Genomic DNA, 13,108 nt, shown 5'->3' with positions numbered 1-13,108 from the left:
CGCTGGTCACCTGGGATTCAGCACCGGCGTGGTGGCTGAGCGAGGGGATCGGGCCGGGCTGCTCCAGTCGACGTCGACGGGCTGCGGGCCGGAGATGCAGCGGGGGGAGTGAAATGGCCGTCCACGGTCCCGCGATGACGGACGTTGCTCGTCTCGCCGGTGTCTCCCATCAGACGGTGTCGCGGGTGCTCAACGGGCATCCCAACGTCCGTGAGCAGACCCGGCTACGGGTGCGCGCGGCGATCGCCGAACTCGGCTACCGCCCGAACGGCGCGGCACGCGCGCTGGTGACCGGCCGGTCGCAGGTCATCGGCGTCGTCGCACAGAACACGACGCTCTACGGTCCGGCGTCGCTGCTGGCCGCGTTGGAGCAGACGGCCGCGGCGGAGGGTTTCGCGGTCAGTGTGGGCAGCGTGCGGAACCTGGACCACCGCTCCATCTCGGCGGCCGTCGAGCGGCACCTGTCGCACCGGGTCGCCGGCATCGTGGTCATCGCGCCGGTGGAGTCGGCGGCTGAGGCGTTGGAACGTCTGCCCAAGGACGTCCCGTTGGTCACGGTCGACGGCGATCCGAGCCTGCCGGTGCCGTTGGTGACGGTCGACCAGGTGGCGGGCGCCCGGGCGGCGACGCAGCATCTGCTCGACGCCGGGCACCGCACCGTGTGGCACGTCTCCGGGCCGTCGGACTGGTTCGACAGCGTCGGCCGGATCGACGGCTGGCGGCAGGCGCTGCTGGCCGCCGGCCTGGATCCGCCGCCGCTGATGCCGGGGGACTGGTCCGCGGCGTCGGGTTACCGCTGCGGGCAGATGCTCGCGCGGATGCCGGAGGTCACCGCGATCTTCACCGCCAACGACCATCTCGCGCTGGGCGTGCTGCGGGCGTTGCACGAGTTCGGCAGGCGTGTGCCGGACGACATCAGCGTGGTCGGCTTCGACGACGTGCCGGAGGCCGCGTACTTCATTCCGCCGCTGACCACCGTCCGACCGGACTTCGACGCGGTGGCGCGGGCGAGTCTGCAGCTGCTGCTGACCCAGATCGAGTCGGGCACCGGCGGGGCGTTGCGGCAGACCATCGCCCCGACCCTGGTTGCCCGTGAGAGTGTCGCTCCACCACGTCGCTGACCGCCGTGCCCCGGTTCTGGCCGCTCCTGTCGTTGTGGCGTCGTTCGATGCGGAGCCCGAACGAATCAATCGACGTGTGACGATTCGGTGAGGCACAGGTATTGAACGACGTGAAATCCCCCCGTAACATGATGGCCGTCACTGTTAGCGTTAACAACATTGGTGCCCGGCTATCGGTTCACGGGTCAGCGATCCTCGTCGCGAGGCGGGCGCCACCGACAAGGAGGCTCGATGAACCGCACCGCCCGAGGTCGTCGTTGGGGAAGCGTACTGGCGGCCGGGTTGCTGCTGGCCGGCGCCCTGGTCGGCCTCCGCGCCCCGGCGGCGCAGGCGTTGGACAACGGCGTGGCTCGCACGCCCCCCATGGGTTGGAATTCGTGGAACTCGTTCGGCTGCAACATCAACGAGACGCTGATCCGACAGTCAGCGGATGCGATCGTCAGCAGCGGGATGCGGGATCTGGGCTACCAGTACGTCGTGGTCGACGACTGCTGGTTCAACCCGAACCGGGACGCCTCCGGCAACCTGCAGGGCGACCCGGGCCGTTTCCCCAGCGGGATGAAGGCGCTCGGCGACTACCTGCACGCCCGGGGCCTGAAGTTCGGCCTCTACCAGGTGCCGGTCGACAAGACCTGCGCGCAGTACTTCAATTCCTACCCCGGCGCCACCGGTAGCAGGGGTCACGAGGCGCAGGACGCGCGCCAGTTCGCCGCCTGGGGCGTCGACTTCCTCAAGTACGACTGGTGCTCCCCCGAGGGCAGCATCAGCGACCAGGTGACCACCTTCGCCAAGATGCGTGACGCGCTGGCCGCCACCGGCCGACCGATCGTCTACAGCATCAACCCCAACAGCATCCACGCCAAGACCGGCCCCCAGCGCAACTGGGGCGACGTGGCCAACATGTGGCGTACCACCGAGGACATCACCAACGCGTGGGACACCGGCCAGACCAACGGCTACCCGATGGGCATCCAGAACATCATCAACGTGACCGTTCCGCTGGCGTCGTACGCGAGGCCGGGCGGGTTCAACGACCCGGACATGATGGAGGTCGGTCGCGGCGGCATGAACGACACGGAGATGCGCAGCCACTTCGCGATGTGGGCGATCATGGCGTCGCCGCTGATCGCCGGCAACGACGTCCGGAACATGAACTCGGCGACGCAGACCATCCTCAAGAACGCCAACCTGATCGCGATCAACCAGGACTCGCTCGGATTGCAGGGGACGCAGGTGTCGTTCGACGGCACGCGTCGGGTGCTGGCCAAGCGGCTCGCCAACGGCGACGTCGCCGTCGCCCTGTTCAACCAGGGCGGCTCGACCACGACCATCTCGACCACGGCCGCAGCCGTTGGCAAGTCCGGCTCGTCGTTCACGCTGGTGGACGCGTGGACCGGCGGCACCAGCTCCAGCAGCGGGACCATCAGCGCCAGCGTTCCGGCGCACGGCACGGTGGTCTACCGGGTCAGCGGTGGCGGGACGACGACCCCGCCGCCGACCACGTCGAGCGCGTTGGTCAGCGCCCCCTCCGGCCGCTGCCTGGACGTCCCGCAGAGCAACACGACCAACGGCACCCAGCCGGTGATCTGGGACTGCAGCGGCGCCGCCAACCAGAGCTGGACGGTCAACGGGCAGGCCCTGCAGGCCCTCGGCAAGTGCCTGGACGCGCCCCTGAACGCGACGGCCGGCGCCCGGGTGCAGATCTGGGACTGCAACGGTGGGGCCAACCAGCGGTGGACCATCAACGCCAACGGCACGATCAGTGGCGCGCAGTCCGGGCTCTGCCTGGACGTCAACAACAACGGCACCGCCAACGGCACCACGGTGATCCTCTGGACCTGCACCGGGGCCGCGAACCAGCGGTGGTCGCAGCGCTAGCCGGTCGGCTGCGCCGTCCGACCGGGCGGCGGCAGCCCACCTGATCCTTTAGTGGCACCAGTGCCCCGCGGGCGACGATCGTCGCCCGCGGGCACTAGTCTGTGCGGGCCGCCCACCGGGGGCGGTGAACCGCCGCGACGTGCGCTTGGAGTCAATCGGTGCCGCGGTCATGCTCGCTCGGCCGTCTCCGTTACGAGACCGTGACGCCGGTATTTCGGATCAGGTGTTGACGTGCCCTATGTGAGCGCTAACACTACCCGAAAGATGACACTTGGCCCCGGCACTCGGCGGGGGAGTCCAGAGAGGAGAGGCCCGTGGGCAGGAGATTCCTGGTTGCTCTCGGCAGCGCAGTGCTGGCGCTAAGCCTGGCGGCATGCAGTGGCGAGGGTGCCGGCAGCGGCGGCGACAAGAGCGGGGACAAGCCCGGCGACCTGACCATCGGTGTCTCGATGCCGACCCAGACCTCCGAGCGGTGGATCGCCGACGGCAACGCGGTGAAGCAGAAGCTTGAGGCCAAGGGCTACAAGGTCGAGCTCCAGTACGCCGGCGACGACATCCCCACCCAGTCGCAGCAGGTCGACCAGCTGATCACCCAGGGTGCGGACGTCCTGATCATCGCCGCGATCGACGGTACGGCGCTCAGCAGCCAGTTGCAGGCCGCCGCCGACGCGAAGATCCCGGTCATCGCGTACGACCGGCTGATCCGCGGCAGCAAGAACGTCGACTTCTACGTCAGCTTCGACAACTACAAGGTCGGCGTCGCCCAGGCCACCGCGCTGCTCGTCGGCCTCGGCCTGCAGAACAAGGACGGCTCGAAGGGCACGGCCAAGGGCCCGCTCAACGTCGAACTGTTCGCCGGTTCGCTCGACGACAACAACACCCAGTACTTCTTCGGCGGCGCGATGGACACGTTGAAGCCGTTCATCGACAACGGCACGCTGCGGGTCAAGTCCCGCCAGAACACCGCCGAGCAGGTCGCCATCCTGCGCTGGCAGCAGGAGACCGCGCAGAAGCGGATGGAGAACCTGCTCACCTCCAGCTACAACGACGGCACCAAGGTCGACGGTGTGCTGTCGCCGTACGACGGCATCTCCCGCGGCATCATCACCGCCCTGCAGAACGCCGGCTACGGCAGCGCGAGCAAGAAGATGCCGGTGGTGACCGGCCAGGACGCGGAGATCGCCTCGATCAAGCTGATCAACGACGGCGTGCAGAGCTCCACGGTCTTCAAGGACACCCGTCTGCTGGCCGAGCAGGCCGTGAACGCCGCCGAGGCGTTCCTGCAGAAGAAGCAGCCGCAGGCCAACGACACCGAGACGTACAACAACGGCGTCAAGGTCGTCCCGGCGTACCTGCTGCCGATCGCCACGGTCTACAAGGACGACATCAAGGCCACGCTGATCGACTCGGGCTACTGGACGGCGGAAGAGGTCGCCGCCGGTCAGGCCAAGAAGTAACCCACTCGTCGCCCGGCGGAGACCGCCGGGCCCGACGCCGTGGCGTACCACGTCCAACCTGACAGAGGACAGTGACCATGGACGACACCATCCTTGAGATGCGCCGCATCACGAAGACCTTCCCCGGCGTGACCGCGCTGGAGGACGTCACTCTCGCCGTGCGTCGCGGGGAGATCCACGCCATCTGCGGGGAGAACGGCGCCGGCAAGTCCACCCTGATGAAGGTGCTGTCCGGCGTCCACCCGTCCGGTTCGTACGACGGTGAGATCCTCTTCGACGGCAAACCGATGCAGTTCCGTGGCATCCGCGACAGCGAGGCCAACGGCATCGTCATCATCCACCAGGAGCTCGCCCTGGTGCCGTACCTGTCGATCGCGGAGAACATCTTCCTCGGCAACGAGCGGCGTGGCCGCAGCGGGCTCATCGACTGGAACCTGGCCAACGCCGAAGCGGCGAAGTTGCTGGCGTCCGTCGGGCTGCACGAGAATCCGGTCACCCCGGTCATCCAGCTCGGCGTCGGCAAGCAGCAACTGGTGGAGATCGCCAAGGCGCTGTCGAAGAAGGTGCGCCTGCTCATCCTGGACGAGCCGACCGCCGCGCTCAACGACATCGACTCGGCGCACCTGCTCGACCTGCTACGGGCACTCCGGGACCAGGGCATCACCTGCATCATGATCTCGCACAAGCTCAACGAGATCACCGCCATCGCCGACTCGACCACGGTCATCCGGGACGGGCGCGCGGTGGAGACCCTCGACATGAAGTCCGACGAGGTGACCCAGCAGCGGATCATCCGGGGCATGGTCGGGCGCGACCTGGACAGCTTCTACCCCGACCGTGAGTCGTCCCCCGGCGAGGAGGTCCTCCGGATCGAGGACTGGACGGTGCGTCACCCCGTCCAGGACCGGCTGGTCGTCGAGGGCGTCGGCCTGTCCGTACGTGCCGGCGAGGTCGTCGGCATCGCCGGTCTGATGGGGGCCGGCCGCACCGAGTTGGCGATGAGCGTGTTCGGCCGGTCGTACGGGCGTGACATCAGCGGCCGACTCTTCGTGCGTGGGCGCGAGGTGCACGCCCGCAGCGTCGCCGAGGCGATCGACAACGGCATCGCGTACGTCACCGAGGACCGCAAGCGCTACGGCCTGAACCTCATCGACGACGTCCGCCGTAACGTCTCCGCCGCCGCGTTGGACCGGCTGTCCCGGCTGGGCTGGGTGAACGGCAACGAGGAAATCAAGGTCGCCGAGTCGAGCCGGCGGGAGATGAACATCAGGACCACCAGCGTCATGGCCGTGGTCGGCAAACTCTCCGGCGGCAACCAGCAGAAGGTCGTGCTGTCGAAGTGGCTGTTCACGGACCCGGACGTGCTGATCCTCGACGAACCCACCCGCGGGATCGACGTCGGCGCCAAGTACGAGATCTACACGATCATCAATCGGCTGGTGGCCGCCGGCAAGGCGGTGATCGTCATCTCCTCCGAGCTGCCGGAGCTGCTCGGGATGTGCGACCGCATCTACACCCTCGCCGCCGGCCGGATCACCGGTGAGGTGCCGGTGGCCGAGGCGACTCAGGAGAGCCTCATGGAGCTGATGACCAAGGACAAGGAGCTCGTCGGATGACCAGCATCAAGACCCCCTCGACGGAGCGCCCGACGCCCCCGGACAGCACGCCCGCCGCCGCCCTGCACAGTGGGACCAGCGACCTGCGGGCTCTGGTGTTGAACAACCTGCGGCAGAGCGGGATCTACGTCGCCCTGGTCGTCATCGTCGGGCTCTTCGCGATCCTGACCGACGGGGTGCTGTTGAGCCCCGGCAACATCACCAACATCGTCCTTCAGTACTCGTACATCCTGGTGCTCGCGATCGGGATGGTCATCCTGATCATCGGCGGGCACATCGACCTGTCGGTCGGGTCGGTGGTCGCGCTGACCGGGGCCGTCTCCGCCGTCCTGGTGATCCAGCAGGGGCATCCGTGGTGGATCGGCGTCCTGGCCGCCCTGGCCGTCGGCGTGGCGGTCGGCGCATGGCACGGGTTCTGGGTGGCGTACGCCGGCATCCCGGCCTTCATCGTGACCCTGGCCGGCATGCTGCTGTTCCGGGGCCTCACCCTGCGGGTGCTGGACAACATCTCGCTGTCGCCGTTCCCGGCCGAGTACCAGCGCGTCGCGGCGGGTTTCCTCAACGGACTGCTCGGCGGCAACGGCTTCGACGCCTTCACACTGCTGATCGGCGCCGTGGCGGTGGCCGGTTACGCGGTGAGCGGCTTCCGCACCCGGGTCGCGCGCATCCGCTACCAGCAGCCCGTCGAGTCGTTCCCGCTGTTCGTCGCCCGGGTCGTCGCGGTCGGCGCGGTCATCATGTACTTCGCCTGGCAGTTGGCGCACGCCCGTGGGCTGCCGATCGTGCTGATCATCCTGGCGGTGCTGGTCCTGGTCTACGGCCTGCTCACCCGGCGTACCGTCTTCGGCCGTCAGGTCTACGCGATCGGCGGCAACCTCTCCGCGGCGGCGTTGTCCGGGGTGAAGGTCCGGACCGTCAACTTCTGGATGTTCGTCAACATGGGCTTCCTGGCGGCGGTGGCCGGCGTCATCTACTCCTCGCGCTCCAACGGCGCGCAGCCGGCGGCCGGCAACATGTTCGAGCTCGACGCGATCGCGGCGGCGTTCATCGGCGGCGCTGCGGTCACCGGTGGCGTGGGCACCGTGGTCGGCGCGATGGTCGGCGGTCTGATCATGGCGGTGATGAGTAACGGCATGCAGCTGATGGGCATCGACCAGTCGACCCAGTCGGTGGTCAAGGGGCTCGTGCTGCTCGTCGCCGTCGCCTTCGACGTGTACAACAAGCGACGCGCCGGCTCGGCCCGCTGACGCCACGACGGTAGAACGTGACCCCTGCCCGCACCGCGGGCAGGGGTCACGCCATCTTCACCACCTTGCCGGGGTCGGACCTGCCCCTACGCGTCGCTGTAGAGCTGCCCCGAATATGGACCGCGAGAATCCCGCGCGGGGGAGCGCGATGCTCGTGGGTGGCCCGCTGGTGGTGCGTCCGCTGCCGGTCTGGTCGGCGCTGCCCCACATCTGGGGCAGCTCTACAGGGAACAGGACAGACCCCCAGGGTCGCCGCCGGCCCCGGCTGCGGTGCCCAGGTCCGGCCCGGGGACGGCGCGCGGAGGGGTGATCCCGCTGCGCCGCGAACGGCGCAGCGGGATCAGACGGTCAGTGACAGGCGCCCGTGCCGCTGTCGTTGTAGGTCTGCCCGGCCACCGGCACGAACTGCCAGTTGTAGCTGCCGGAGTGCAGGGTGAACTTCAGGACACCCCACGCCGAGCTGTTGCGCGCCTCGCTGTTGGGCTGGATGGTGCCGAAGCCGTAGTGGCCCGCACCGCCCATTCCCGCGACGAAGCTGCGCATACCCCGGCTGGCATCCGCGCCGCCGGCCGGGTTCATCGGAGCGAAGCGCTCGTACACGTGGTTGTGGCCCCACACGACGACGTCGGCGTTGTAGTCGTAGAGCGCCTGGTACAGCGGGCGCGTCGACGTCGACGGCGCGTGGTTGGAGCTGGACGTGAACAGCGGGTGGTGCCAGTACGCCAGCGTGCACGGCTTGCTGCTGGCGGCCAGGTCCGCGCGCAGCCACTGCTCCTGCGTCGATCCGGCGGACATGCTGATGTTCGAGTTCAGCGACACGATGTGCCAGTTGCCGAGGTCGAAGGAGTAGTAGCCGCGACCGCTCGGGCCGGCGGACGTACCGAAGTAGTTGTAGTAGCCGGTGGCGCCCGACGTGTTGTAGTCGTGGTTGCCCGGCGACGGACGGGTACGCGTCTTGTGCCGACCCCAGGTGGGCTCGTAGTAGCTGCTGAACTGCGCCGCCGTGCCGCTGTCGTAGACGTTGTCGCCGGTCGTGAAAACCGTGCCCGGGATGCTGTCGAGCAGCGCGGCGGTGGCGCTGTCGCCCGAACCGGAGTCGGCGATGTCGCCCGCGCCGACGAAGACCGGATCGCCGGACGGGGGTGGCGTCGTGGTTCCGGTGGTGACCACCAGTTGCGGCGCGTCGGCCCCGCTCTCACGCGTGTCGTAGTACGCGCCGTCGCCGCTGGTCGAGGTCGCACCGAAGCTGTACGTGCCGTTGCCGGTGACCGCGGCCGTGACGTCCAGCTCGTACCAGGTGTTGCCGCTGACCGCGCCGATCGAGCCGAGCGTGGTTCCGTCGATGGCCGGCTGGTTGTTCCAGGTGGTGCCGGTCTCCGACCAGGTCGTGTTGGACATCCGCCGGAACGTGCCCCCGGCGTCGCTGCCGTCGTTGCCGCTGATGGTGCGCAGCCGCAGCTTCGCGCTGGTCACCGTGCCGCTGACTCCGCTGACGGTGAAGCGCAGGAACGAGCGCCGTACTGGCGAATTGTCGACCACGACCTGCGCGGACGTGCCGTAGTTGGTGGATGCCGTGTCGCTCTGGACGTAGGTGTCGGCGACCGGCGTGAACGTCACGCTCGCCGCCGACGCCTTGCCTGCTCCGGTCACGACGACGGCGGCCGTCGAGGCGAGCAGCACCGCGACCACCCCCAGGGTCACCGACGGGCGGGGAAATCGAATGTCCATCCAGGACTCCTTCGCTACGGATGGGGAAGCGCAAGGAATGTAGGAAGGTCGATGGGCCGGCGGGCCACGGGCGGATGAACAGTACGTCCCGCCAGGCGAACACCTTGATGTTCGGGGGCCGTTCACCCATCTCATGCCTGCCCGCCACCCGGTGTCCGTTGTGTCCCGTCCGACTGGTTCAGCACGATGGCTGACCGTCAGCCGTCGATCCGAGGAGATGCTCGTGTACCTGTCGACCGTCTCCCGACCGGTCACCGACCCACCCGGGTCCGGGCCACGACGCCGACGGTTCGCCATGGTCAGCGGCAACGTCGTCGCGCTCGGCACGGTCAGCCTGATCACCGACGTCTCCGCCGAGATGGTCGCGGCCGTCCTGCCGCTCTACCTGGTGCTGGGTCTGCACCTCAGCCCGGTGGCCTTCGGCGTGCTCGACGGCGTGCACACCGGCGCCACGGCACTGCTGCGGGTCGTCGGCGGTTTCGTCGCCGACCGGCTCCGGCGGCGCAAACTGGTCGCCGGCGCCGGCTACGCGCTCTCGGCGGTCGCCAAGCTCGGCCTGCTGCTCGCCGGCCGGTCGGTGCCGGCGATCGGCGCCGTCATCGCCGTCGACCGGCTCGGCAAGGGGATCCGCAGCGCGCCACGCGATGCGCTGATCACGCTGTCCACCCCACCCGAGGCGCTCGGGCGCGCCTTCGGGGTGCACCGGGCGATGGACAGCGTCGGCGCTTTCCTCGGGCCGCTCGCCGCGTTCGCGGTCCTGCTGGCCGTCGGGCAGTCGTACGACGCGGTCTTCGTCACCAGCTTCTGCGTCGCAGCCCTGGCCGTCGTCGTGCTCGTGCTGTTCGTCCGGGAGCGCCCGTCCGGCGAGCCGGCCGACGGGCCGGACGCCCCCCGGGTCTCCGTCGGCGAGGCGTTCGGACTGCTGCGCAGCCGTCCGGCCCGCCGGCTCGTGCTGGCGGCCGCGCTGCTGGGGCTGGCCACCATCGGCGACGGCTTCGTCTACCTGCTGCTGCAACGCCGGGAGGACCTCGGTCTGCGCTGGTTCCCGCTGCTCGCGGTGGGCACCAGCCTCGCCTACCTGGTGCTCGCCGCTCCACTCGGTGTGCTTGCCGACCGGATCGGTCGGCTGCCGGTGGTGGTGGGCGGATACCTGGCCCTCGGCGCGACGTACCTGCTGCTGTCCGGCCCGGTGCACGGCTGGCCGGTCCTCGCGTTGACGCTGGCGCTGTACGGCGCGTTCTACGCCGCCACCGACGGAGTGCTCATCGCCCTCGCCGGGCCGGTGCTGCCGGCGCGGCTGCGCACCACCGGGATCGCGCTCGTCCAGACCGGGCAGGCGTTGGCGTACCTCGTGTCCTCGGTCCTGTTCGGGCTCGCCTGGCAGGCGTGGGGCCCGCAGAACGCGATCCGGGGTGCGGCGCTGGCCGTCGCCGGCGTTCTGGTCGGCACGCTGCTCCTGCTGGCCTCCCCGTCTCGTTCCGTCTCCCGGAAGGTCTCCCGATGACCGCGATGTCGACCCGCGCCAGGCTCGCCGTGGTGGCCGCCTCGGCGGTGCTGCTGGCTACCGTGGCGGCCGCTACGCCGCCACGGCGGCGGAGCCGACCCGGACGCCGGCGCCCGCCACGGGTGACCGAGCGGTCACCCTCACGCCCGGTCCGCGCCTGCTCGCCATCACCGACCGGCACGTCTCCTCCGTCGCCGCGGCCGACCCCAGCGGGCCGCGCACCGTGTCCGGCCTGGAATGCCTGCGGGTGTACGCCGCGGCCGGCACCGGTGTCTGCCTGAGGCCGGAGACCGCCTGGTCGTACCAGGTCGTCGTGCTCGACGCCGCGCTGCGTCAGACGCGCACCCTCAGCGTGCCGGGCCTGCCGAACCGGGCCCGCGTGTCGGCCTCCGGGCGGATGGTCTCCTGGACGACGTTCGTCGGCGGGGACTCCTACACCGCCAGCGGCTTCTCGACCCGCACCGGAATCCTCGACGCGGTGAACGGCGCGACGGTGTCCTCGCTGGAGGAATTCTCGATCACGCGCGACGGCCGACGCTACCGCAGCGCCGACGTCAACTACTGGGGCGTCACCTTCACCGCCGACGACAACCGCTTCTACGCGACCATGTCGACGCAGGGCAAGCGGTACCTCGTCCGGGGCGATCTCGCCGCCCGCACCGTCGAAACGGTGCAGGAGAACGTCGAGTGCCCCTCGCTGTCACCCGACGGCACGCGGCTGGCCTTCAAGGAGGCGATCGACGCGAACCCGGCGAAGGGCTGGCGGTTGTCTGTCCTGGACCTGGCGACCATGCGGGTGACCGCGACGGCCGAGACGACCAGCGTCGACGACCAGGCGGCCTGGCTCGACGACGCGACGTTGGCCTACACGCTGCGCACGAGCGACGGCCAGCCGGGCGTGTGGAGTGTCCCGGCGGACGGGTCCGGCGGGCCGAGGCTTCTGATCCCCGGCGCCGAGTCGCCGTCTCCGCTCACCTGACGGTCAGGACACCTGACCGCCTTGGTGCGGACAACATCCCGTCATGCCGGATTCCGCCCCGCACCCATCGCCGTTCATCGACGTTCCCGAGGCTGTTGACCATGACAAGGCTGAGCCGTCGCATTTTCGTCCTCAGTGGACTCGTGGCCACCGGCGTCGCGGTGACACCCCGCCAGGGTGCCCGAGCCGCGGTGCCGTACCCCTTCAAACTCGGTGTGGCGTCCGGTGATCCGGCGCCCGACAGCGTGGTCCTCTGGACCCGGCTGGCACCGTCGCCGCTCAACGCCGACGGGCAGGGCGGCATGGCGAACACCGACGTGACCGTCGAGTGGCAGGTGTCCACCACCGACCGGTTCACCTCGCTGGTCGCCTCCGGCTCGGTGGTGGCCCGCTACGCCGACGCGCACTCGGTGCACGTGATCGCCGGGGGGCTCGCCGCCGACTCCGACTACTACTACCGGTTTCGCGCCCAGGGCCAGATCTCCCCGGTCGGGCGGACCCGGACCACCCCGGCGCCGAGCAGCTTCGGCCGTGACCTGGTGATGGCCTTCGCCTCCTGCGCCCACTACGAAGCCGGCTACTACACCGCGTACCGGCGGATGGCCGAGGACAACCCCGGGCTGATCCTGCACCTCGGCGACTACATCTACGAGGGTGGCGTCGGCACCTCCACCGTGCGGCAACACGTCGGCGCCGAGATCGTGTCGCTGGCCGACTACCGCCGCCGGTACGCGCTCTACAAGTCCGACCCGGACCTGCAGGCGGCACACGCGGCGGCACCCTGGCTGGTGGTGCCCGACGACCACGAGGTGGAGAACAACTACGCCAACATGGTCCGCAACGACAGCAGCCCGACGTTGACCGCCGCGCAGTGGACCGCCCGGCGGAGCGCCGCGTACCGGGCCTACTACGAGAACATGCCGCTGCGGCCGGCGTCCGCGGCGAACGGCAACAGCATCCCGCTGTACCGGCGCGTGCGGTGGGGGCAGCTCGCCACCTTCCACATGCTCGACACCCGGCAGTTCCGCGACGACCAGGCGTGCGGGGACGGCTGGAAGGTCTGCGCCGACGCCGACCTGGCCTCCCGGTCGTTGACCGGCTCCGCGCAGGAGAGCTGGCTGCTGGACGGGTTGGCCCAGCACTACGGCACCTGGGACATCCTCGGCCAGCAGGTCTTCTTCGCCCAGCAGCTCGACGCGAACGGGGCTTCGAGCATGGACGCGTGGGACGGCTACCGGGCCTCCCGCAGCCGGATCCAGACCGGCTGGCAGCAGCGTGGGGTGCGCAACCCGCTGGTGCTCACCGGCGACGTGCACCGGTCGTGGGCCAACGAGCTGAAGGCCGACTACGCCAACCCCTCCTCGGCCACCATCGGCACCGAACTGGTCTGCACCTCGATCAGCTCGACCGGCAACGGCAGCGGCAGCACCACCGTCCCGAACGCGGCGGCCAACCCGCACCTGAAGTTCTACTCGGACCGGCGCGGCTACGTCCGTACCACGATCAGCCGCAGCCAGGTCGCGCGGACTTCCGCGCGGTGAACACGGTGACCGAACACGGTGCGGCGGCGTCCACGGT

Annotated in this window: 9 protein-coding genes; 8 read left to right on the top strand and 1 reads right to left on the bottom strand. The window is 69.6% G+C overall.

Annotation, left to right across the window (positions count from 1 at the left end; all coding sequences use genetic code 11):
* Nucleotides 1-134 precede the first annotated feature (134 nt).
* The 5 genes from JNW91_RS03030 (at nt 135) to mmsB (ending at nt 7,319) form a co-directional block, all read left to right on the top strand.
* Nucleotides 135-1,121: a LacI family DNA-binding transcriptional regulator gene (locus JNW91_RS03030; protein WP_203173420.1), complete on the top strand. Its 987-nt coding sequence runs from the start codon at nt 135-137 to the stop codon at nt 1,119-1,121.
* A 231-nt stretch (nt 1,122-1,352) separates the two neighbouring features.
* Complete coding sequence (locus tag JNW91_RS03025) at nt 1,353-2,999, top strand: glycoside hydrolase family 27 protein (RefSeq protein ID WP_203173419.1); 1,647 nt, start codon at nt 1,353-1,355, stop codon at nt 2,997-2,999.
* Nucleotides 3,000-3,313: 314 nt separating this feature from the next.
* A complete protein-coding gene (gene chvE, locus JNW91_RS03020) occupies nt 3,314-4,456 on the top strand; it encodes a multiple monosaccharide ABC transporter substrate-binding protein (RefSeq protein ID WP_203173418.1) in 1,143 nt (380 codons plus the stop codon).
* A gap of 77 nt (nt 4,457-4,533) precedes the next feature.
* Nucleotides 4,534-6,072 carry a multiple monosaccharide ABC transporter ATP-binding protein gene (gene mmsA / locus JNW91_RS03015; protein WP_203173417.1) on the top strand — a complete coding sequence of 513 codons (1,539 nt, stop codon included), beginning with the start codon at nt 4,534-4,536 and terminating at the stop codon, nt 6,070-6,072.
* Nucleotides 6,069-7,319 carry a multiple monosaccharide ABC transporter permease gene (mmsB, locus tag JNW91_RS03010; RefSeq protein ID WP_203173416.1) on the top strand — a complete coding sequence of 417 codons (1,251 nt, stop codon included), beginning with the start codon at nt 6,069-6,071 and terminating at the stop codon, nt 7,317-7,319. The genes mmsA and mmsB overlap by 4 nt, the downstream gene beginning before the upstream one ends.
* 348 nt (nt 7,320-7,667) lie before the next feature.
* On the opposite strand, the gene JNW91_RS03005 is transcribed toward mmsB, so the two are convergent.
* Nucleotides 7,668-9,047 carry a CBM96 family carbohydrate-binding protein gene (locus JNW91_RS03005; RefSeq protein ID WP_203173415.1) on the bottom strand — a complete coding sequence of 460 codons (1,380 nt, stop codon included), beginning with the start codon at nt 9,045-9,047 and terminating at the stop codon, nt 7,668-7,670.
* A gap of 217 nt (nt 9,048-9,264) precedes the next feature.
* On the opposite strand from JNW91_RS03005, the gene JNW91_RS03000 reads away from it, so the two are divergent.
* The 3 genes from JNW91_RS03000 (at nt 9,265) to JNW91_RS02990 (ending at nt 13,071) form a co-directional block, all read left to right on the top strand.
* Nucleotides 9,265-10,551 carry an MFS transporter gene (locus JNW91_RS03000; protein ID WP_238424268.1) on the top strand — a complete coding sequence of 429 codons (1,287 nt, stop codon included), beginning with the start codon at nt 9,265-9,267 and terminating at the stop codon, nt 10,549-10,551.
* Between the two features lie 223 nt (nt 10,552-10,774).
* Nucleotides 10,775-11,530, top strand: a complete 756-nt coding sequence (locus JNW91_RS02995) for a TolB-like translocation protein (protein WP_238424267.1) — start codon at nt 10,775-10,777, stop codon at nt 11,528-11,530.
* A 101-nt stretch (nt 11,531-11,631) separates the two neighbouring features.
* Nucleotides 11,632-13,071, top strand: a complete 1,440-nt coding sequence (locus JNW91_RS02990) for an alkaline phosphatase D family protein (RefSeq protein WP_238424266.1) — start codon at nt 11,632-11,634, stop codon at nt 13,069-13,071.
* Nucleotides 13,072-13,108: the final 37 nt, after the last annotated feature.

This window comes from Micromonospora parastrephiae, assembly GCF_016802865.1.
GTDB lineage: Bacteria > Actinomycetota > Actinomycetes > Mycobacteriales > Micromonosporaceae > Micromonospora > Micromonospora parastrephiae.
This window is presented reverse-complemented; position numbering and strand designations above follow the sequence as displayed.